This is a genomic window from Micromonospora sp. NPDC023956 (genome assembly GCF_040639195.1).
In the GTDB taxonomy this organism is placed as follows: domain Bacteria; phylum Actinomycetota; class Actinomycetes; order Mycobacteriales; family Micromonosporaceae; genus Micromonospora.
This window is the reverse complement of sequence record NZ_JBEZZN010000001.1, coordinates 402163-424073: the sequence shown is the minus strand read 5'-3', so window position 1 is coordinate 424073 and position 21911 is coordinate 402163. Positions and strand designations below refer to the sequence as shown.

Below are 21911 nucleotides of genomic sequence, written 5' to 3'. Positions count from 1 at the left end.
CATCAGACCGCGCACAAGGGACGTCCACTCGGTGCGGAGGGACCGCAACCCCGACCAACGAGGCAGCCCGGTCGGCGCCGCCGCTCGACCCCGGGTACGACAACGACCGGAGGTGGAGGATTTCGTCGCCCGGCACCCCCGACGCCCGTTGCCGGCCTCAACGACCTGAAAGGAAACCGCACATATGGTATCGCCGACGTGGCAGGCAGGCGGGCACGCGCCATCGCTCAGCGTCGTCATCCCGACGTTCAAGGACCCGCAGAGTCTCGAACTGACGCTGCGTTCGCTGGGCCAGCAGTCACTCCCGGCCGACCGGTTCGAGGTGATCGTGGTGCGCGACGGCGGAGCCGAGGGCGCCGAAGATTACTCCGACGTGGCCGATCACGGCAAGCCCCTCAACCTCCGTGTCGTCGCGCTTCCGGCCCGGGGTGGACGGTCGGCCGCGCGCAACGAGGGAATCCGTCTGGCCAGCGCGGACACCATCCTGTTCCTCGACAGCGACTCGTACGCGACCCCGAACCTGCTCGAACGGCACGTCGCCTTCCACGCCTCCGCCGGGACACCCCAGGTGCTGATCGGCCGGCGTAACGAACTCGGCCGGCGGCACCTGGACGCGGTGCTCGCCGGCGGACCGGTCACGCCGGACTCCGACGTGCGCGCCGACGACGGGGGAGACATGCGTTTCCCGAACGGGATGCCGACCGGGGACCACTGGCTGAGCGCCATGTGGATGTTCGCCCACGGCCACAACGTGTCCGCGCCGCGTGAGGTGGTGAACGCCGTCGGTGGGTTCGACGAGGACTTCGGCACGCGCTGGGGGTGGGAGGACACCGAGCTGTTCTACCGCATCGACCGTCATCTCGGCCCGGAGAACAGGGCGTTCCGCTACGACCCCGACGCGCTGGTCTACCACCTGCCGCACTACCGCAACATGCTCCAGAACCTCCAGGACTACACCGGCAACCGCCGGATGGTCCTGGCCAAGTACCCCAGCGTCGACTGGGAGTTCGTCGGCGTGGTCGACACGATCTACTCGGCGGAGATCCTCGTCCGGTACCGGGAGGCCATGGCCGACTGCGTGGAGCGGCAGGCGTGCCGGATCGGGCCCGCGTGGCGGTGGCTCAAGGACCGGTTGCCGAGTAACCGGACGCTCTGGGTCGGCACGGGCAGCGCGGAGGTGCCCCTCGGGGACCGGGCCGTCACGTTCGACTACGGTGCCCCGACCGGAGGACGCAACTACCACCTGATCGGCATCGACCCGCCGATCACGCCGGGTAGCCTCGACGCCGTCGTCAGCGTCGACTTCTGGCGTTACCTGCACTGGCAGGAGTTCTGCTCCTTCCTGGCGTCGTCCGCCCGGCTGGGCGCGGAGACCTACCTGGTCGGCTCGGACACGCCCCTGTCGGCCGGACCGCCGCCCGGTCCGGAGCAGGTGCGGTACCTGACGCGGGCGTTGCGGCACAGTTTCGAGGTCACCGTGCTGGAGTCCGAGCAGCCCGGCGGGTACTGGGCGCTGCGCCTGCGGGCCACCGGCAGCACCGCGCGGCGCCGACGGCGGTTCTGAGTCCGCCGACCGCGCCGAGGCTGCGGACCGTACCCGGACCAAAGCAGCCTAGGATGCTCTACGCGACGTGTGCTGCGGCACGCAGGGCGCCCAGGCGTCCCGCCCGACCGATCCGGTCGTGCGGGGTGGGTCAGCGGTGGGAACCCGCGACCGGCGTCGGCGGGATCCGCAGCACCACCAGGGCGATGTCGTCCTCGCCACTGGCCGGGTAGCGGCCGAGCAGGTGGTCGCACACCTGCTCGGCGGTCGACCCGTGCTGGTCGGCGAGGGCGTCGGTCAGGTCGGCGAGCCCCTCGTCGAGGACCGTGCCGCGCCGTTCGATCAGACCGTCGGTGTAGAAGACCACGGTGCTGCCCGGGGCGAGGGTGACGCGGTGGTCGGTACGCACGACGTCACCGCTCAACCCGAGCAGCACCTCCGGCGGTGTCATCAGCAGGCTGGTGCGCCCGTCCGGCGCGACCAGCACCGGTGGCGGGTGGCCGGCGTTGGCCCAGCCCAGCGTGTGCGTGCCCGGTCGGGCCGGCTGGTCACCCGGCTCGACGCGGGCCAGGATCGCGGTGGCGAAGGCGTCGACCCGGAGCCCGCCCATCGCCCGGTCGAGACCGGCCAGGACAGCGGCCGGGGACGCCGGTCGGCCGTACGCCACGCCGCGGAGCAGGTTCCGGATCTGCGCCATGGTCGCGGCGGCCTGCCGGTCGTGGCCGGCCACGTCGCCGATGACCAGGGCCAGGCTCCCGTCGGGTTGCAGGAACGAGTCGTACCAGTCGCCGCCGATGTGGGCCCACTCGGTAGCCGGCCGGTACCGTACGGCCACCTCCAGGCCCGCCGGCTGGGCGGGTGGGGTGAGCAGGCTGTGTTGCAGCTTCTCGGACAACTCCCGTTCCAGCGTCGCCATCCGGCGCTCGGCCTGGCGGGTGTGTGCCCGGTGCAGCGCCTGCGTCACCGTCGCGCCGACCAGCCGGACGAACCGCAGGTAGCCCTCGTCGACCGGCAGGTGCTGACTCAACCGCGCCACGAGCACCGCACCGTCGCCGGCGCCGGACACCCGGGGCAGCCGGACCCGGACCCTGGCGGTCCCGGCCACCCCGTCCACGACGACGTCGCCCGCGCCGAACACCGGCGGCGGCGTGGCGGGCGGCGGCCCGCCGGCCGCGCGGGGGAGGAGGACGTCCACGTCGAGCAGGTCGTGGGGATCGTCGCGGAGCACCGACACCGCCCGGTCGAGGATCTGCTCGGGTTCCTCCAGGGCCCCCAGGGCGTCGGTGAGCACCGCGAGCAGGACCAGCCGCCGCTGGGACAGCACCTGCCCGGTGGTCTCCGAGGCGATGTCGATCACGCCCTCGACCTGCCGGTCGACGCCCTGGACGGCCGAGTAGGAGAACGTGAAGAAGCACTCCTCCAGGTAGCCGTGCCGGTCCATCAGAAGCCGCATGTTCCGGGTCCAGGTGGCGCGCCGGGTCGTGCGCACCGACTCCAGCATCGGCCCGATCTCGTCCCAGACCTCGGGGAACACCCGGGCCGCCGGCGCACCGAGCGCCGTCGGGTGCTTGTTGCCGATCAGGTCGACGTAGGCCTCGTTGTAGAGCATGACGAACTCCGGGCCCCAGAGCAGGGTCACCGGGAACCGGGTGTGCAGGGCGATGTCGACGGCGGCCCGCAGCGTCCGGCTCCAGCCGGCCACCGGGCCGAGCGGGGTCGTCGCCCAGTCGACCCGGGAGTAGGCCGACCGCAGCGATCCCGCCGCGTCGAAGAGTTCGTCCACCGGCCGACCATAGTCCTGCTGCCGGGCCCTGGTCGGAGTGCACCGACGATCGACGTCCGCCCGCCGCCGGCTCGGCCCGCTCCGGCGGGACGACGGTGGGCGGGCTCAGGCCGGCGGGGCCGGCACGTGCAGGGCGAGGATCGCCGTGTCGTCGCCGGGCCGGTGCCCGCTGAAGTCGAGGACCGCGGCCTCGACCGCGTCGGCGAGCCCGTCGGCGCTGGTGACGGCACCGGCGAGGACCCGGCGAAGCCGGTCGACGCCGAACATCGCGCGGTCGGCCGGTCGGCGGGCCTCGGTGACGCCGTCGGTGTACAGCAGCAGACTGTCGCCCGGGTGCAGTTGGACGCGTTGGTCGCGCAGCGGCGGTTCGGCCAACCAGCCGAGGATGAGTCCGTAGCGGCCGAGCGTCTCCACGGTGCCGTCGGCGCGGCGGACCAGCGCCGGGTCGTGGCCGCCGCAGCTGACCTGGACGTTGACGCCGGTGTCGTTGGTGCGCAGGGTGGCGTAGACGGCGGTCAGGTACTGGCTGTCGTCGGTGTACCACTCGCGTAGCGCCGCGTTGAGAGTGGCGAGGTTGTGGCTCGGGATGGAGCTGCGCGCCGCGGCGGCGCGCAACGTGTAGCGGGCCAGCGCGGTCGTCTTCGCGGCCTTGGGGCCCTTGCCGGAGACGTCGCCGACGACCGCGCCCCAGGTACGGCCGGTGGAGGGGAAGACGTCGTAGAAGTCGCCGAGGACCTCGTCGCCGCCGGCGCCGCGACGGTAGCGGGCGGCGACCTGCACGCCGGGGATCTGCGGAAGTCGGGTCGGGAGGAGACTCTCCTGGAGAGTGAGGGCGAGCGTGGAGGCCTGCACGGCGGCGTGTTCGGCGCGTTCGGTCGCGGCCTGCGCGTCACGCAGGGCGTCGCGGAGCGCGATCTCACCGGCGGCGGCGTGGGACAGCGTGCGCAGCACCTCGATGTCCTGGGGGGTCCAGTCCCGGCGGACGGTGTCGACCGCGCAGAACGTGCCGAGCACGTGCCCGTCGGCGGAGCGCACCGGGAAACCGGCCCAGGCCACCACCCCCGTCAGGCCGATCGACGGGTTGTCGTGGGTGCGGGGGTCGGCGCGGGCGTCGGGCACGACCAGTTCGGCGTCGGCGCCGACGACGTACCGGCAGAACGACTGCTCGACGGGGCTCTGCCGCTTCTCCGGGTCGGTGCTGTCGACCCCGACGCAGCTCTTCCAGAAGGAGCGGGTGGCGTCGACGACGGTCACGAACGCGTACGGGGTGTTCAGCAGGGTGGCCGCCAGCCGGGTCAGCCGGTCGAAGGGCTCCTCCGGACCGGTGTCCAGCAGATCCGTGCGCCGGACGGCGGCCAGTCGCGCGGGATCGGTGACGGCGGCGGGCAGGGGTGGCGGACCGTCGTCCGCCGGACTGGTGTCGGGAGCGACCGGACGCCGGGGTGGCCCGGTCGGGGATGTCACCGCGAGCGGCCGACGTGTCGGTGTCGTCCGGGCGCGGGGGCCCGCGGACGTTCGTCTCCGCCCGCACCGGCCACCGTCATGGTGCCATTCTGACCACCGTGATTGTCGCTCGGCAACCGCCCTCCCGCGACGACGGAGAGTGGTCGTGCGGCTTCGGTGGGGCGCCGGGCGTCGAGTCCGGTTTCCGTGGTCGGACGGCTCGGGCGGCGTCGGGGCGTGTCAGCCCGACAGCCGGCGGACGACGTCGTCGGTGCTGACCACCTCGCAGAGCTGACCCAGCGTCTCCAGGCTCGCCTGGTGTGCCTGGTCGGTCGCGGCGGTGCACGCGTCGGAGACGATCACCGTCCGGTACCCGAGGTTGATCGCGTCGAACACGGTGTCGGTCACCGCGAGGTTGGTGGCCACCCCCGTGAACAGGAGCGTCTCCACGCCCCTGCCCCGCAGGACGGTGTCCAGTTCGGTGCCGAAGAAGCCGCTGAGCCGCACCTGGTGGACGACCACGTCCTGCGGCTCCGGTGCGAGTTCGTCGATGATCTGGACCTGCGGTGTGCCGCTGAGGAAGGCCTGCCGCTCGGCGACCATCGCGAAGAAGGGAGTGTTGGCGATCAGGTCCGGGTAGCCGGGCCGGTGGACGGTGCGGGTGAAGACGACCAGGCCGCCCCGGGACCGCGTCGCGGCGACGACCCGGGCGACGTACGACGCGACCCGGTGCCGGACGACCTGTTCGGCGAAGAACGGGCCGAACGTCCCCTCCGGGCTGACGACCTCGTGCTGCCAGTGGACGTTGACGACGGCGGTGCGGGCCGGATCGAACTCGGGCATGGTCCCTCCGTCACGGAGCGGAGATCTGATCGGGCGCCGGTTGGTACCGGCGCCCTTCCGTAGCGGCCGAGCCCCTCCCGAAGGCGTCGAGACGCCCCCAACGCCCGGGTATGTCGAGCAAGGCCATATAAGCGAGGTTAGCCGGAAGCGCCGGCCGGATCACGAGATCCTCGCCCACCGGTCGGAGACCGAGCATCGTCCGCAGGAGCAGCAGCGCCGCCCCGGCCGACCAGGCCTGCGGGCTGCACGCCGTCGGGTAGTTGACCGGGTACTTGGTCTTGCTCCGGCTGTATCCCGCGAACGCCTCGGGCAGCCGGCCGTCGTAGAAGGCCGCCGCGTCGAGGATCCCGGCGGCGATCCGGGCCGCCTCGTCGGCATAGCCGTACCGGCGCAGCCCCCAGGCGATGAACGAGTTGTCGAACGGCCAGATGGTGCCCACGTGGTAGCCGATCGGGTTGTAGCGTCCCTGGTTCTCGGCCAGGGTGCGCACCCCCCAGCCGCTGAAGAGGGCGGGCGACATCAGGTGGCGGGCCAGGGCCGGGGCCTTCTGTTCCTCGACGATGCCGCTCCAGAGCAGGTGCCCGATGTTCGACGACAGGGCGTCCACCTGACGGCCGTCGCCGTCGAGCGCGAGGGCCATGTACTCGCCGTCGGTGACCCAGAAGTCGCGGTTGAAGCGCTGTTTGAGGTCGGCTGCCTCCCGTTCCAGCCGGTCGGCGTACGCGGGGTCGCCCCACAGGTGCCGGGCCAGCCGGGCGGTGCGCCGTTTCGCGTCGTACGCGTACCCCTGCAACTCGCAGGTCGCCCGGGGAAAGCTGGGCAGTCGGCCGTCACGGTGGCAGATGCCGTCCCAGGAGTCCTTCCAGCACTGGTTCTCCAGCCCGTTCTTGGTGTTGCGCCGCTGGTAGGAGATGTAGCCGGTGCCGGTCAGGTCGGCGTAGTCGTTGATCCAGTCGATCGCCGCCCGCGCCTCCTGTTCGACGGAGCGGACGAGCTCGACGTCGCCGGTCCACCGCTCGTACTCGTCGAGCAGTACGAGGAAGAGGGGAGTGGCGTCCGCGCTGCCGAAGTAGGGGCTGTGCGGGGTTTCGTCGAAGGCGGTCAGCTCGCCGTAGCGCATCTCGTGCAGGATCCGTCCGGGCTGCTCCTCGCGGAAGTCGTCGACCCGGCTGCCCTGCCGGAGCGCGAGCACCTTCAGGGTGGTGGCGGCCAGCTCGGGGGCGAACGGCAGCGCCTGGAGGCTGGTGAGGATGCTGTCCCGGCCGAAGAGGCTCATGAACCACGGCAGGCCGGCGGCGGGCACGCTCTTGTCCTCGGCGAGGAAGGGGCTGAACCGCAGCGCGGCCAGGTCGATCAGGCTCTGCCGGTAGGTCCCGCTCAGGGGCTCCCACTCGGTGTCCAGCCGGGGTGCCTTGCCCAGCCAGTCCATCAGCCGGTGTTCCTTCTCCCCGGCGTCCCGGGTCACCCGGCCGGGGATGACCAGCCGATCCAGGCCCCTCGGCACGGGCAGGTCGGGTAGGGCGGTGAGCCGGGTCTGCCAGGAGCTCTGTGGCTCGATCCGGACCTCGAGGGTCACCCCCGCCTCGTCCAGCGTCGCCGGGGACGTGACGGAGACGATGGTCTCCCGTCGGAATCGTTCCCGCTCGTAACCGAGGACGAGTCGCCCGTCGTCGACCCGGCGGTAGTGCCGTCCCCTCCGCTCCGGTGTCGCGTCCTTGACCTGGAAGAGGTCCGCGAAGTCGGCGTCCACGTCGATCCGGACGGTCAGGTCGACCGCCTGCGCACCGTGGTTGATGATGGTCAGGTCCTCCTGGAGGCCGGTGTCCAGCGTGTGTCGGCGCACCACCGACAGGGTGCTGTTGACGTAGACGTCCTCGTGCCCCGGGACCAGGTAGAACTTGTTCTCAAAATAGTGAATATCGTCGATGGAAAGCGTGCTGAGTCGCTCGCCGTTGACCGTCAGTACCCACGTCGACAGCAGCCGCGTGTCGTGGGCGAAGAGGCCGACGGGCTCGTCGGGCGAGGCCAGGATGTCGCCCGCCCGGTCGCACACCAGGAAGGTCGTGCCGTCCAGGATGCCCACGTGGCCGTCAGACATCGTCGACTCCTCGCCGTCGTGCCCCCGGGGCAGGCGGCGGCGGGAACAGCCGGCGGATCACCGCGAAGATTCGGGGACTGCCCTCCACGGTCGCCTCGCCGCGCAGGACGGTGGTCAGGAAGTACGCCTCCCCGCTGGCGATCCGGTCGAACACCGCCCGGTCCGCCCGGATCACGGCGTCCGCTCCCGTCGCCTCCTCGGAGACGGTGACGTCGCCGCCGCCGATGGTGACCAGCCAGTGCTCGACGTGCCCGCCCTGACGGACGTCGAAGCGGACGCTGCCCGCGCCGATCGCCCGCAGCCGGGGATCGTGTCCCCGCCGGGCCAGGCTGTGGAAGAAATCCCGGGTGGCGTCAGCCATGGTGAACCCTCCTCGGGGCTACTCTGCGCCCCGGGAGGTCGGGTCCGCCTCACCCGAAGAAGGTGAAGTTCCGCCGCCGGACCTCCCCGCCGTCGATCGCCTCGATCCGCAAGTCACGCCCGGCCACCGGCCCGCCCGACAGCGTCTCGTCGGGCGGCCGGCCGCACTAGCCTGACAGCTGATGGATCCCGTCCAGGCCACGCTGCTCTGCGCCGCCGGTGTCCTCGCGGGCGCCGTCAACGCGGTCGCCGGTGGGGGGTCGCTGATCGCCTTCTCGGCCCTGATCGGTGTGGGCATACCGCCCCTCACCGCCAAGATGACCAACACGGTCGCCGTGTTCCCCGGGAACGTGGCGAGCGTCGCGGGTGGCTACCGGGACCTGCCGGCCCGGCGGGAGGCCGTCCGCATCCTGCCGGCGGCGCTGCTCGGCGGGGTGGCCGGATCGGTGCTGCTCCTGCTGACGCCCACCCGGGTCTTCGACCTGATCGTGCCGTTCGTCGTCCTCGTCGCCTCCGTGGTCTTCGCCCTACAGGAGCGGCTGACGGTGTGGACCACGCGCACCGGCCGCCGGCACCGACACCCGGCGGCCCGGCACGCGCTCGTCGCGGCGGGCGGTGTCTACGGCGGTTACATCGGTGCCAGCTTCGGCATCGTCCTGCTCACGAGCCTGGCCTTCCTCCAGGACGCGTCGCTGGCCCGGACGGTCGCCGTCAAGAACCTGCTCCTGGCGGCCGTCTCCTTCGCGGCGGTGCTGCTCTTCGTCGTCCTCGGCCGGGTGGACTGGTCGGCGGTGGCGTTGCTGGCTCCGGCCACCGTCGTCGGCGGGTACGGCGGTGCGCGGCTCGTCCGCAGGCTCCCGGAGCGGCTGATCAGGGCGGTCATCGTGACGTTCGGGACGGCCTTCGGCCTGGCGCTGCTGTGGCAGAACACCCGCTGACCGGCACAGCTAATGAAATTGGTTAGCATTGTCATCATGTGCCGTCGTGGTAGCGGAAGGCGGCGGCGCGCGGCGCGGGAGCTTCGATCCGGAGGTGGGCCAGGGTGGCGACGAGACCGGTGCCGGGCCCTGCCCGCAACACCCGGCAGCGGGCGGAGGTCGTCCGGCTGCTCGACGGGTCCGACGGCTTCCGCAGTGCCCAGCGCATCCACGCCGAGCTGCGGGACCGGGGCGTCCCGATCGGCCTGACCACCGTCTACCGCCTCCTGCAGGCGCTCGCCGACTCCGGTGAGGTGGACACGATGCGGCTGCCCTCGGGGGAGCAGCTCTACCGCCGGTGCAGCCGCACCCACCACCATCATCTCGTCTGCCGGCACTGCGGGCGCACCGTGGAGATCGCCGGTCCCGCCGTCGAGACCTGGATGCGCCGTACCACCGACCGGCACGGCTTCGTCGACGTCAACCACACGCTGGAGATCATGGGGACCTGCGGCGGCTGCCTCGCCGGATAGCGCCGCGTCCTCCGGCGCGTCGTCCTTGTGGCTCCGGTGGTACGTCACCTACCGTAATGAAAATGAGAATCGCTTTTACTGGCAAGGGCGGCAGCGGGAAGAGCACCCTGGCCGCCCTCTTCGTGGGATACCTGCGCGCCGCCGGGCATCGGGTGCTCGCCGTCGACGCGGACGTGAACGTGCACCTCGCGCCCCTGCTCGGCGTCGAGGCGGGGCCGGCGGGGGCGCTGTCGCACCCGGACAACGTCCGGCGGGTGCGGCGGCACCTGCTGGGCAGCAACCCCCTGGTGGCGGGGATCGAGCACTTCGTGCCGACCACTCCGCCCGGTCCGGGCTCGCGGCTGGTCACCCTGGCCGTCGACGACCCGGTCCTGGTCGGTCACGCGACGGCGCTCGACGCGCGGACGCACGTGCTGCACGTCGGCACCTACGAGCCCGACGACATCGGCGCGGGGTGCTACCACGGGCACCTGGCCATCCTGGAGAACCTCCTGTCCCACCTGCGCCTCGACCCCGGCGACTGGGTGGTCTGCGACATGGTCGCCGGGACGGACGCCTTCGCCAACTCGTTGCACGCCCAGTTCGACGCGATCGTGGTGGTCGCCGAGCCGACCCCCGAATCGGTCTCGGTCGCCCGCCGCTACCGGGAGCTGGCGACGGCGGCCGGAGTGGCGGACCTGCTGGCCGTGGTGGGCAACAAGGTCGTCGACGAGGTCGACCGGGACTACCTCGTCCGGGAACTCGGTGAGCCGCCGCTCGCCGTGCTCGCCACCCAGGCCGGCCTCCGGCGGGCCCGGCAGGTCGGCGCGTGTCCCCGCCTCGAAGACCTCGACGACGTCGGCGCGTTGGCGCGCATCGCCGCGCGGGCCCGGCCGATGACCCCCGAGCGGCGGGAGGCCCTGCTGCGCGCCCTGCACCTGCGGCTGGCCGGTCAGACGTGGGTCCGTGCGGCCCACGGCGACGTGACCAGCCAGCTCGGCCCGGTTCCGGCGTGACCCGTCCGCGGGCCCGCGTCCGCCGTCGACGGTGAGGCGCGGTGGGCGGACGCGGTGCCGGCGGGTCCGCGTCCGCCCGCCGGACGGGTCGGCGGGTCGTCCGTTCGGGCCTTCCCTTCGTAGTTGGAAACGATTATCGTCTTCAGCAACGACAGGAGGGATGTGTCTATGGACTCCCCGCTGTACCTGCGTCCGCGGGTCGACGGCCGACTACAGGAGTTGCTGGGGCAACCGCCCCTGCTGCACGACCTCGTACGGGCCCTGGGCTCACCGCTCAACGTCGTGCTGCCGGACCAGATCGCCGACAACGCCCAGGCGTTCCAGGCCGTCCACCAGCGACACCACCTGCGCGGCGAGGTGTTCTTCGCGCACAAGGCCAACCGCTCCTCGGCCCTGCTGCGACGACTGGCGGCGACCCCCGCCGGCATCGACGTGGCGAGCCTGGGGGAGTTGCAGCACGCGCTCGGTGCCGGCTTCACCCCCGCGCGGATCATGGCCACCGGTCCCAAGACCCGCGAGTTCCTCTGGCTCGCCGCCCGCTGCGGAATCGTCGTCAACCTGGACTCACCGGCCGAGTTGGACGACCTCGTCGACCTCGTCCGCCGGCACGAACTGCCGCCGGTGCGCGTGCTGGTCCGGCTCTCCGCCTTCGCCTCGGCCGGGGCGACCATCCTGTCCCGACCGAGCCGGTTCGGCACCCCGCTGGCCGAGGCCGACCGGCTGCTGGCCCGCCTCGCCGAGGCCCGCGACGCGGTCGAGCTGATCGGGGTCGCCTACCACCTCGACACCATCGGGGTGACGGAGAAGGCCGTCGCCCTGGAGGCGTGCCTCACCGTCCTGGCCGGCGCGCACCGGCACGGCCTGCACCCCCGGATCGTCGACGTCGGCGGCGGCTTCGGCGTCGACTACCTCGCCGACGGCGCGCAGTGGGAGCGCTGGACCAGCGAACTGGCGCTGGCCGTGCTCGGTCGCCGCCCGGAGCTGACCTGGGGCGGCCACGGCTACGGGTGGCGGGCGGAGGCCGGCACGCTGCGCGGCGCCCTGGGTCTCTACCCGGCGCACCGCCCCTCCGCCGGCCACCGCTACCTGGAGGAACTCCTCGGCAGCAGCGCCACCGGCCTCGGCGGACGCAGCCTCGCCACCCTGCTCCAGGAGCACCTCTACGACCTGTGGGTCGAGCCCGGTCGGGCGCTGGTCGACCAGTGCGGCGTGGTGCTCGCCCGGGTGCTGGAGGTACGACCCACCACCGCCGGCTGCCATCTCGTCCGGCTCGACCTCAACGCCGGGGACGTCAGCCTCGAGGAACACGGCGTGATGATGGACCCGGTCCTGCTCCCGGCGGCCCCGGCCGCTCCGGTGGAGACCGCGCCGGACGGCCACCCGGTCTACCTGCTGGGCAACCTCTGCCTGGAGGCCGACCTGATCACCCGGCGCAGGGTCTTCCTGCCCACCCTGCCGCGCACCGGCGACCTGCTCGCCTTCGCCAACACCGCCGGCTACTTCATGGACTTCAGCGCCGACCACGCCCTGCACCAGCCGGTAGCCCGGATGGTCGCCGCCTGGCAGGACGCCGGCACCTGGCGCTGGTGCCTGGACGAGCAGTACTGGCCCCTCGACACCGGGCGACGCCCGTCCCGCCACGATCCGATTCCCACCACGACGGCCGGCCGGTGCACCCCCGGTCCGCGCCTCCAGGAGACCGCAGCCGCATGAGATACGACAGCATCACCGACGCCATCGGCAACACGCCCCTGCTCCGCATCGACCCGGCCGTGCACGGGCTGGCCCACGTCGACCTCTACGCCAAGCTGGAGCTGCTCAACCCGTTCGGGTCGGTCAAGGACCGGGCCGCCTGGACGATGGCCGCACCCCGGCTGGCCGAGGCCCGCGCGACGGGTGCCACCGTGGTCGAACTCTCCAGCGGCAACACCGCGAAGGCGCTGGCGGTGATCGCCGGCATGTACGGGCTGCCGTTCACCAGCATCACCAACCGGATGAAGGTCCCCGAGGTCAAGGACCTGCTCCTCCTGCTCGGCGCCACCATCGAGGAACTACCCGGGCAGGCCGAATGCCTCGACCCGACGAACACCGAGGACCCGCTGACCCGGATCCACCGCACGATCAGCGAGTCGGGCTCGGCGTACCTGCACACCGACCAGTACTACAACCCCCGCAACACACAGGCGCACCTGGACGGCACCGGACCCGAGATCGTCAAGGACCTCGACGGACGGGTGCCGGACTACTTCGTCGCCTGCGTGGGTACCGCCGGGTCGTCCACCGGGGTGGCCCGGGTGCTGCGCGAGCACGATCCGGCGGTCACGGTGGTCGGCCTGGTCGCCGCCAAGTCCGACTTCATCCCCGGCATCCGCAACATCGACGAGGTGCACGAGGTGGGCCTCTTCGACCCGGACACCTACGACACCATCGAGTCGGTCTCCGCCGACGAGGCGATCGACGGCCTGCTGGCGCTCAACCGCCGCTGCGGGGTGCTGGCCGGGCCGACCGGCGGTGGCGCGTACACCGGGGCGGTGCGGTACCTGCGCCGGGTCGACGCCGAACTGGCCGCCGAGGCCGCCGCCGGAGGGGAACCCCGCCGACGCAGTGCCGTCTTCATCGTCTGCGACCGGGTCGAGAGCTACCTCAGCTACCTCCGCCGTCGCCGGCCCGAGCTGCTGCACCAGCCTGCCCGCGCCGGTGCCGTCTCCACGGTCACCGCCGCCGAGGCCGACGCCGCCCGCACGGTGGACGTGCCCGCCGCCCGGGAGTGGATCACCGAGGCGCAGCCGCTCGTGGTGGACCTGCGCGGCACCTTCGCCTACTCCACCGCGCACATCGAGGGCTCGGTCAACATCGTCGACGAACTCTTCGACGAACTGCTGCGCGGAGGGCTCCCCTTCGACACCGGCCGGCCGGTACTGCTGGCCTGTCCGGTGGGGGAGAAGTCCCGACGGTACGCGGCCCTGCTCACCCGGATGGGGCACACCGACGCCCGCAGCCTCGACGGCGGGGTGGTGGCCTGGCGCGACGCCGGCGCCCCCCTGGTACGCACCTGATGGCCGCCCCGGCGACGGCTCCGGGCCCGTCCACCGTCCCGGCCGCCCGGACCGTCGGCGCGCAGGCCGGCGAACCCGGTCCGTCGACGGCCGCCGGGCACCCGGACCGGGTGCTCGCCGAGCTGGCCGGCTGGCAGCGCGGCGTCCGCGCCCAGTTCCCCATCCTGACCGGCACCGACGAGGCGTACCTGGACAGCGCCGCCACCTCGCAGAAGCCGCAGGCGGTGCTCGACGCGGTGCAGCGTTACCTCACCGGCGAGAACGCCAACGCCGGACGCGGCACCTACCGGTGGGCCAACCGGACCACCGCGCTGCTGCACCACTGCCGTACCCGGGTCGGTGACCTGATCGACGACCCGGACCCGGAGCGGTCCGGCGTGCACCTGGTCGGCGGCACCACCGAGGCGCTGCGCCGGGTGGCCCTGGACTGGCTCGTCGACCTCCTCGCCGACGGCGACGAGATCGTCGTGCCCGCCGCCGACCACCTCGCCAACGTGATCCCCTGGCAGGAGGCGCGGGACGCGGCGGCCCGCCGGGGCGTGACGGTACGCCTGGTGGAGATGCCGTACGAGCCGTCCGGCGACTACGACGTCGCCGCGCTCGCCCCGCTGGTGGGGGAGCGGACCCGCCTCGTCGCGGTCACCCACGTCCACCACGTCTACGGGGTGGACATGAACGTGCACCGGATCCGCCGGCTGGTCGGCGACGACGTGGTGATCTGTCTGGACGCCGCGCAGAGCGTCGGGCACCTGCCGGTCTCGGTGACCGACCTGGACGTGGACTTCCTGGCGTTCTCCGGGCACAAGGCGATGGCGCTGCCCGGCATCGGCGTGCTCTGGGCCGGCAACCGCCGTGGTCCCCGGTACGAGCACCGGGGTTGGCAGGGCAGCCCGCACACCGTCGGCGCGGTCAGCCTGGCGGCCGCCGTGGACTGGTTCGAGGCGACCGACGTGACGCGGATCGCCCGCTGGACGGCGGCCCTCGGCGCCCGGTTGACCGACGGGCTGAGCCGACTGCCCGACATCCGGGTCCTCGGCTGCCAGGACAGCCTGACCCTGGACTCGACCGTGCAGCGCCGGCACGGCCCGGTGACCTTCCTGCACCCGGGGATCAGCGCCGCAGACCTCGGGTTCGTGCTGGCCGACCACGGGCTGATGGTGCGCGCCAACGCGCACTGCCAGGGGCCGACGGGGGAGCGGGAGAACTCGGTCCGGGTCAGCCTGCACGCCTACAACACCGTCGAGGAGGTGGACCGGCTCCTCCACGTGCTCGGCCGCCTCGACACCCACCCGACCACCCCGTCCCACCACCGAGGAGCACACCGTTGACCTCGCTCGTGCAGAACCCGCCACCGCCGACCGGTCCCACGGTGGTGATGGTCGACGTGTACGCGCCGACGATGCGGCTGGCCCGCGCCTTCGCCGACGCCGGCTGCGCCGTCGTCCGGGTGCGCAGCACCCCGGAGATCCCCGCCGTGTACCAGGGACACGCCGACCCGGCGGCCGAGGCGTTCTTCGCCGACACCGTCGTCCACCAGGGCGACGTCGAGCTGACCGGCAAGGCGGTCGCCGCCCACGACCCGGTCGCCGTGCTGACCGGCGGTGAACTCGGCGTCGAGCTGGCCGACCGGCTCAGCGAGACGCTCGGCCTGACCAGCAACGGCACGCGGCGCAGCGCGGCCCGGCGGGACAAGTACCTCCAGATCGCGACCGTCCGGACGGCCGGGCTGCCCACCGCCCGCCAGCTGCTCGTCACCGACGCCGAGGAACTGGCCGACTGGCACCGGGAACTGGGCACCCGGGTGGTGGTCAAGCCGGTGCGCAGCGCCGGCAACGACGGGGTGACCTTCTGCGACACCCCGGCCGAGTCGACGGCCGCCTACCGGGCGGTGGCCGGGGCACGCAACATCTTCTCCCTGCCCAACGAGGCGGTGGTCGCCCAGGAGTACCTCACCGGAACCGAGTACGTGGTCAACACCGTCAGCCGCGACGGCCGGCACCGCACCACCGACGTCTGGCGGTACACCAAGATCTCCGCCAACGGCGTGCGCGACCGGATCAGCGGGGCCGTCCTGGTCGCGCCGACCGCACCCGAGCGGGACACCCTCGTGCGGTACGCCGCCGCCGTCCTCGACGCCCTCGACGTGCGGCACGGCCCGGCGCACCACGAGATCATGCTCACCGCCGACGGGCCCCGTCTGGTCGAGGTCGGGGTACGGCTCTGCGGCGCGGACACCGCCGCCCAGGCGTTGCTGGCCCTCGGCGAGTCCCAGGTGGAACGGACGGTCCAGGCCTACCTGGACCCGGCCGGGTTCCTCGCCGCCGTGGACACCCCGCAGCAGCTCCGCCGGCACGTGGCGATGGCCTTCCTCACCTCCCCGGTCACCGGGATCCTGCGCGGCTACCCGCTGCTGGACCGGGTCCGGGAACTGGAGAGCCTGCACGAGATCCAGATCGGGGTGCACCCCGGCCAGCGGCTGCCGTTGACCGTGGACGACACCACCGAGCCGATGATGGTCGTCCTCGGCCACCCGCGCGCCGAGGTGGTCGAACGCGACCTGGCCACGGTGAACTGGCTGGACGGACCCGGCTTCTACGACCTGGAACCGGCCAGCTCCGCAGGTGCGGCGTGACCGCGACGGCGGCCCGCCCGCACATCGTGGTGCTGCACCGCTGGCGCGACGCGTACGCCCACTACGACCGTTACGTCGACCACGACACGCACGCGGTCAGCTACGTCACCACCGACGTCGGCGCGGCGGGCGTCCCGCCGCAGGCCGCAGCCGTCGCGCTGGTCGACGCCACCGACGACGTCGAGCAGGTGGACGCCCGGATCCGGGCACTCGCCGCCCGGTTCGGCCGGCCGGTCGCGGTGGTCGCGCTCAAGGAGGACGACCTGCTTCCCGCCGCCGTCCTCGCCGTCCGGTGGGGCTGTCCGGGACGCACCCCGCAGGAGGTCACCCTCTTCCGCGACAAGCTGGTCATGGCCCGCGCGGTCGCCGCCGCCGGCATCCCGGTGCCGGCCACCGCGCCCGCACCCGACCCGGCGGCGGTCCGGGAGCACGCCGCCCGGCACGGCTGGCCGGTGGTGGTCAAACCCCGCACCGGCAGCTCCAGCGCCGGGGTACGGCTGATCGCCGGCCCCGACGAGGCGGCCGGCGTCGGCCACGACCCGGCGCGGCTGGTCCAGGCGTACCGGACCGACCCGATCCACCACGTCGACGGCGTCTTCGACGGCGCGACGCTCGGCCCGTGGCGGCTCTCGGCCTACCTCGACACCTGCCTCGCCTTCCGCGACGGCCGGCCGCTCGGCTCCGTCGAAGCGGACGAGCCGACCCTGCTCGCCGCCGTGGGCGCGTTCACCACCTCGGTGCTGCGTGCCCTCACCGACCGGCCCACGGTGTTCCACCTGGAGCTGTTCCTCGGCCACGCCGGGGACGGCTCGCCCCGGTGCACCCTGCTGGAGATCGGGGCCCGGGTCGGCGGCGCGGAGATCCCGTTCGTCTGGCGTGACGTGCACGGCTACGACCTGATGCGGGCCGCGTTCCGGATCGCGCTGGGGCACCGGCCGCCGGACCCACCGCCGGCCGGCATCCGTGCCGAGGTGGCCGGATGGCTGCTCGTACCCGCTCCTGCCGGACGGCCCTGCCACATCGAGGAGGCCACGTCGATGACCGGTCGAGACCCGGGACCGTACGCCGAGGTGGTTCCCCGCGTCGGGGACGTGCTGCCGGCGGCGGACGCCTACTACGAGCACGTCGGCGCCCGTTACCGGTTCCGGGGCGCGGACAGCGCCGCCGTACGGGTGGCCGTGCTGGCCACCGCCCGCGACGCCCGCGTCACCGGGCGGACGGTGACCGGACTGGTCGCCGGAGGTCTCCGATGACCGGCGGATCCCGCTACGCGCGGCTGTGGCGGGTGCCGGGGGCGCCGCTGCTGCTCGTCGGCGGGGTGGTGGCCCGGCTCGGACAGGGCGTCACCGTGCTCGCCTGGATCCTCCTGGTCCGCGAGACCACCGGCTCCTTCGCCGACGCGGCCCTGGTCGGGGCGTCGGTGTCGCTGGCCACGGCGGTCACCGCGCCGATCGGGGGGCGACTGGCCGACCGCTTCGGCGCGCACCGGGTGCTGCCGCTCTACGGCGCGGCCTACGCCATCGCCCAACTGCTGCTGCTGGCGGCCACCCTGACCCGGCAGCCGGTGCCGCTGCTCTGCGTCCTGGCTGCCGGATCCGGGGCGGTCTTTCCGGCCGTCAGCCCCGCGCTGCGGGCGGCCTGGACCGTGCTGACCGGGGACGGCACCGGCCGCGAGGACGTCCGCAGCACCGCGATGGCGGCCGAGTCGACGCTGTTCGAGCTGGTCTTCGTCGTCGGTCCGCTGCTGCTGTCGGCGGCGATGCTCGTCGCCGATCCGCTCGCCGCGCTGACCGGCTCCCGGTCCGGGACCGCCGGACCGGCCGCCGCGATCGTCGTGGCCGCCGTCTGTGCCGGCGGCGGCACGGCGCTGCTCGCCCGGGGCCGGGCGCTGCGGCAGCTACGCCCGCACGCCGGCACCCCGACCCGGGGGCTCGGACCGCTGCGCTCGCCCCGGATGCCGGCGCTGCTGCTCTGCGCCGCCGGTGTCGCCTTCTCCTTCGGCGCGTCACCGGTCGCGGTGGCCGCCTTCGCCACCGAGCACGACGGCGACCGCGCCGAGGCGGTCACCGGGGTGCTGATCGCCGTCTGGAGCCTCGGCAGCGCCGCCGCCGGACTCTGGTACGGCGCCCGGACCTGGCCGACCCCGCTGACCCGGCAGTTGACCTGGCTGCTGGCCGGTCTCTCGGTCGGCTACGCGGCCTGGGCGCTGTCGCCCAACAGCACCGTGCTCGGCGCGGTGCTGCTGCTCAGCGGTGCGGTGATCGCCCCGGCGATGACCGTGCAGGCCGGGCTGATGGCCCGGATCGCCCCGGCGTCGATGCTGACCGAGGCGTACACCTGGCTGACCACCGTCAACCTGTCCCTGGCCGCGCTCGGCTCGGCGGTGACCGGCGCGATCGTCGACGGTCCGGCCGGGGCGGCCGGCGGCTTCCTGGTCTGCGCCGGGGCCGCCGCGGCGGCCGCCGTGCTGGCCGCCTGGCCGGGCGTGCTCGCCCCGCGCCGTTCCCGTGACGTCGTCGACCGGGCGACCGACCCGGTGCGGGTCCCCTGAAACTCCTGTTCTCCGAAAGGTATCGATGAACGTCCCGAACATTGCGCGTCGCCGTCCCCGTGCGGTCCTCGCCGGGCTGCTGGCGCTCGTCCTCGGCCTGACCCTCGCCGGTTGCGGCTCCGACGGCGCGAACACCCCGGCCGGGCCGCAGGCGGAGCCGGTCACCATCACCGACCACTGGAAGCGGACCGTCGAGGTGCCGGCCGACCCGAAGCGCGTCGTGGTGCTGGAGTGGGAAGGTCTGATCACCAAGTCCATGCGGATCTTCGGGGTCGAGGACACCCTCGTCGGCGTGGACACCGCCACGAAGAAGATGGGCTACCGCGCCAAGCTCGTGCCCCGCATCGACCGGGCCGAGGCGCTCGGCTCCCCGTGGAGCGGGGTCAACTACGAACGCCTCGTCGGCCTCGAGCCCGACGTGGTGTTCCTCGAGGCCTGGGTGGCCAGCCAGGAGAACCGGACGCTGCACCAGGAGGTGATCGACAAGATCGAGTCCCTCGGTGTCCCCGTGGTGGTCCTCCTCTCGCCGTCCAACTTCGACCGGCCCGACATCCGGACCGCCTGGGTACACATCACCATCACCGGTGCGGTCTTCGGCAAGCAGGCGGAGGCCGCGAAGCTCGTCGGACGGCTCCAGGCCGGCCTCGACAAGGTCACCGCGCGGACCCGGGACATCCCCGAGGCCGAGCGCACCCCGGTGGCGTACTTCGCCACGATCAACAACGTGATGGGTACGAAGAGCATCCAGTCGTACCTGCTCACCGAGATCGTCGGGGCCCGCAACGTGGCCGGCGCGGGCACCTTCGTGACCGTCTCCGAGGAGAAGCTGCTCGCCCTCGACCCGGCGGCCATGGTGGTCGCCGGACACGAGGGATACCTCGACCCGGCCCTGATCCACTCCGGCCGGCACGCCGGCCTGAACTGGGCCAACCTGGCCGAGATGCGGGCCATCAAGAACAGGCGCCTGGTCGCGCTCGGCTACGACGAGTGGCGGGCCACCGTGGAGACGCCGATCGCCCTGCTCAAGATGGCGAAGCTGGCGTACCCGGACCGCTTCGCCGACGTCGACGTCGCCGCCGAGGAGGTCGCCTTCTACCGGGAGGTCTACGGCCTGGACGACCAGCGCGCCCGGGAGGCCATCGAGGCGCAGAAGTACGTCGGGGACCTGGAGGTCAGGTGACCCCCTCCGCACCCCGCGCCACCCTTTCCCCGGTGACCGGCGCGCCGGCCCGGGGGAGGGGCGGCGCCCCGCCCCGCGACGACGCCACCGCACCCGCCGCGGCCCGCAGCAACCGCCTGCGGATCCTGCTGCTCGTCGGCACCACGGTGCTCGTCGGCGCGGTGGCGGTGGTCGCCATCATGGTCGGCGCGTACGTCATCCCCGTCGGCGACGTGCTGGCCGTGCTCGCCGCCCGGGTCGGCCTGACCGACGGCACCGACAACCTGCACGACGCGGTGGTGTGGGACCTGCGGCTGACCCGGGTGCTGCTCGCCGGTGCCGTCGGGGCCGCCCTCGCCTGCAGCGGCGCGGCCTACCAGGGCACCTTCCGCAACCCCCTGGTGGAGCCGTTCATCCTCGGCGTCAGCGCCGGCGCGGCGTTCGGCGCGGGCGTGTCCGTGATGGTGGACGTGCCGCTGTCGATGCAGCTGATGGCCTTCGTCTTCGGCATGGTCGCGGTCTGGCTGACCTACGGCCTCTCCCGGGTACGCGGGGAACGCCCCACCGTCACCCTCGTCCTCGCCGGGGTGGTGGTCGGCTCGTTCTTCTCCGCGGTCTTCTCCCTCTTCCAGTACGTCGGCACCGACGAGCAGCTCCGCCGCCTGGTCTTCTGGATCATGGGCGGCTTCTACCGGGCCACCTGGAGCGACGTCGCCATCGTCGTACCGGCCTCGGTGCTCGGGTGCCTGCTGCTCTGGCGGGCCGGCTGGCGGATGAACGTCCTCAGCCTCGGCGACGACGAGGCGCGGTCCCTCGGCGTCGCCCCCGAACCGCTGCGCCGGTGGGTGATCCTCCTGGCCACCGCGCTGACCGCGCTGGCCGTCTCGGTCTCCGGCATCATCGCCTGGGTGGGGCTGCTCGTGCCGCACGCCGCCCGGCTGCTGGTCGGACCGGACCACCGCTTCGTCGTCCCGCTGTCGGCCACCCTGGGCGCGGCCTTCGTCATGGTCTGCGACGTGCTCGCCCGCACCATCCATTCCGGTGAGGTGCCGATCACCATCATCACCTCCATCCTCGGGGCGCCGTACCTGGTCTACCTGCTGCGCACCCGGTCCACCTTCCTGGGAGCGCAGTCGTGACCCTCCAGGTGCGGGGACTCACCTTCGCCTACGGTCCGCGGACGGTGCTCGACGGCATCGACCTCGACCTGCGGGCCGGTGAGCTGTGCGCGCTCTTCGGCCCGAACGGCAGCGGCAAGTCGACCCTCTACCGGTGCGTTCTGGGCCACCTGCGGCACGGCGGTACCGTCACCCTCGACGGCACCGACCTGGGCCGGCTGCGTCCCGCCGAGATCGCCCGCCGGGTGTCGTACGTGCCGCAACAGCACACCAACCCGTTCCCGTTCACCGTGCTGGACATGGTGCTGATGGGCCGGACCCCGCACCTCGGTGGGGTGTTCGGCCCCGGGCGGCGCGACGTGGAGGCATGCGAGCGGGTCCTGGCGCAGGTCGGTCTGGCCGGCGACCGGGACCGGTACTACCACGCGCTCAGTGGTGGGCAACGCCAGCTCGTGCTGATCGCCCGCGCCCTCGCCCAGGACTGCGACGTGCTGCTGCTCGACGAACCCACCGCCAGCCTCGACTTCGGCAACCAGATGTGGGTCTGGCGCACGGTACGGGACCTGGCCCGCGCCGGACGGGCGGTGCTGGTCTGCACCCACGAGCCCAACCACGTGCTGTGGTTCTGCGACCGGGTGGTGGCGCTGGGCCGGCAGGGTCGGGTCCTCGCCGACGGCGCGCCCCGCGAGCAGATCACCACCGACCTGGTGACCCGGCTGTACCCCTCGGTCGGGGCACTCGCCACCAGCGCCGACGTCACCATCGCCCCCGGCGACGCGCGCTCCGGCGGGACGGGGCGGCGCGACGCCGTGGTCGGCCCGTCCGCCACCGGGGAGGATCCGCCGTCCACCGGTGGCCCGGGACGATAGGACGGGCGCCA

18 protein-coding genes are annotated in these 21911 nt (G+C 73.1%); 13 read left to right on the top strand and 5 right to left on the bottom strand.

The genetic code is table 11. The annotated features are described in order from the left end of the window. Positions 1-184: 184 nt before the first annotated feature. The gene (locus AB0F58_RS00990) at positions 185-1564 is read left to right on the top strand and encodes a glycosyltransferase (protein ID WP_357136060.1); all 1380 of its coding nucleotides are present in this window, start codon (positions 185-187) and stop codon (positions 1562-1564) included. A 130-nt stretch (positions 1565-1694) separates the two neighbouring features. Here the strand turns inward: AB0F58_RS00990 and AB0F58_RS00985 are convergent, their stop codons facing one another. From AB0F58_RS00985 to AB0F58_RS00965, 5 genes are all read right to left on the bottom strand, one after another. Then, positions 1695-3326: a PP2C family protein-serine/threonine phosphatase gene (locus AB0F58_RS00985; RefSeq protein WP_357136056.1), complete on the bottom strand. Its 1632-nt coding sequence runs from the start codon at positions 3324-3326 to the stop codon at positions 1695-1697. A gap of 105 nt (positions 3327-3431) precedes the next feature. After that, a complete protein-coding gene (locus AB0F58_RS00980) occupies positions 3432-4790 on the bottom strand; it encodes a GAF domain-containing SpoIIE family protein phosphatase (RefSeq protein ID WP_357136053.1) in 1359 nt (452 codons plus the stop codon). 219 nt (positions 4791-5009) lie between these two features. Next, entirely contained in the window at positions 5010-5612 is a 603-nt protein-coding gene (locus AB0F58_RS00975; RefSeq protein ID WP_357136050.1) for a cysteine hydrolase, read from the bottom strand. A 10-nt stretch (positions 5613-5622) separates the two neighbouring features. After that, positions 5623-7710, bottom strand: coding sequence for a glycogen debranching N-terminal domain-containing protein (locus tag AB0F58_RS00970; protein ID WP_357136047.1), 2088 nt, complete (start codon positions 7708-7710; stop codon positions 5623-5625). Further along, positions 7703-8071 (bottom strand): SCP2 sterol-binding domain-containing protein, encoded by a 369-nt coding sequence (locus AB0F58_RS00965; protein WP_357136045.1) that lies wholly within the window; start codon positions 8069-8071, stop codon positions 7703-7705. The genes AB0F58_RS00970 and AB0F58_RS00965 overlap by 8 nt, the downstream gene beginning before the upstream one ends. A gap of 181 nt (positions 8072-8252) precedes the next feature. On the opposite strand from AB0F58_RS00965, the gene AB0F58_RS00960 reads away from it, so the two are divergent. The 12 genes from AB0F58_RS00960 to AB0F58_RS00905 all read left to right on the top strand — a co-directional run bounded on the left by AB0F58_RS00960 (position 8253) and on the right by AB0F58_RS00905 (position 21900). Continuing rightward, positions 8253-9008 carry a sulfite exporter TauE/SafE family protein gene (locus AB0F58_RS00960; RefSeq protein ID WP_357136042.1) on the top strand — a complete coding sequence of 252 codons (756 nt, stop codon included), beginning with the start codon at positions 8253-8255 and terminating at the stop codon, positions 9006-9008. 104 nt (positions 9009-9112) lie between these two features. Next, the gene (locus tag AB0F58_RS00955; protein WP_357136039.1) at positions 9113-9520 is read left to right on the top strand and encodes a Fur family transcriptional regulator; all 408 of its coding nucleotides are present in this window, start codon (positions 9113-9115) and stop codon (positions 9518-9520) included. 62 nt (positions 9521-9582) lie between these two features. Then, entirely contained in the window at positions 9583-10515 is a 933-nt protein-coding gene (locus AB0F58_RS00950; RefSeq protein WP_357136036.1) for an ATP-binding protein, read from the top strand. Positions 10516-10683: 168 nt separating this feature from the next. Then, entirely contained in the window at positions 10684-12228 is a 1545-nt protein-coding gene (locus AB0F58_RS00945) for a Y4yA family PLP-dependent enzyme (RefSeq protein WP_357136033.1), read from the top strand. Beyond that, the gene (locus AB0F58_RS00940) at positions 12225-13571 is read left to right on the top strand and encodes a pyridoxal-phosphate dependent enzyme (protein ID WP_357136030.1); all 1347 of its coding nucleotides are present in this window, start codon (positions 12225-12227) and stop codon (positions 13569-13571) included. Before AB0F58_RS00945 ends, AB0F58_RS00940 begins: the two co-directional genes overlap by 4 nt. Beyond that, the gene (locus tag AB0F58_RS00935; protein ID WP_357136027.1) at positions 13571-14899 is read left to right on the top strand and encodes an aminotransferase class V-fold PLP-dependent enzyme; all 1329 of its coding nucleotides are present in this window, start codon (positions 13571-13573) and stop codon (positions 14897-14899) included. The genes AB0F58_RS00940 and AB0F58_RS00935 overlap by 1 nt, the downstream gene beginning before the upstream one ends. Then, positions 14896-16203, top strand: a complete 1308-nt coding sequence (locus tag AB0F58_RS00930; RefSeq protein WP_357136024.1) for an ATP-grasp domain-containing protein — start codon at positions 14896-14898, stop codon at positions 16201-16203. The genes AB0F58_RS00935 and AB0F58_RS00930 overlap by 4 nt, the downstream gene beginning before the upstream one ends. Next, positions 16200-17456, top strand: coding sequence for a biotin carboxylase (locus tag AB0F58_RS00925; protein WP_357136023.1), 1257 nt, complete (start codon positions 16200-16202; stop codon positions 17454-17456). Before AB0F58_RS00930 ends, AB0F58_RS00925 begins: the two co-directional genes overlap by 4 nt. Continuing rightward, the gene (locus AB0F58_RS00920) at positions 17453-18754 is read left to right on the top strand and encodes an MFS transporter (protein WP_357136020.1); all 1302 of its coding nucleotides are present in this window, start codon (positions 17453-17455) and stop codon (positions 18752-18754) included. Before AB0F58_RS00925 ends, AB0F58_RS00920 begins: the two co-directional genes overlap by 4 nt. 25 nt (positions 18755-18779) lie before the next feature. Continuing rightward, positions 18780-19934 carry an ABC transporter substrate-binding protein gene (locus AB0F58_RS00915; RefSeq protein ID WP_357136017.1) on the top strand — a complete coding sequence of 385 codons (1155 nt, stop codon included), beginning with the start codon at positions 18780-18782 and terminating at the stop codon, positions 19932-19934. Continuing rightward, positions 19931-21052 (top strand): iron ABC transporter permease, encoded by a 1122-nt coding sequence (locus AB0F58_RS00910; RefSeq protein WP_357136014.1) that lies wholly within the window; start codon positions 19931-19933, stop codon positions 21050-21052. The genes AB0F58_RS00915 and AB0F58_RS00910 overlap by 4 nt, the downstream gene beginning before the upstream one ends. Further along, the gene (locus AB0F58_RS00905; protein ID WP_357136012.1) at positions 21049-21900 is read left to right on the top strand and encodes an ABC transporter ATP-binding protein; all 852 of its coding nucleotides are present in this window, start codon (positions 21049-21051) and stop codon (positions 21898-21900) included. The genes AB0F58_RS00910 and AB0F58_RS00905 overlap by 4 nt, the downstream gene beginning before the upstream one ends. The last annotated feature ends 11 nt before the right edge of the window (positions 21901-21911 follow it).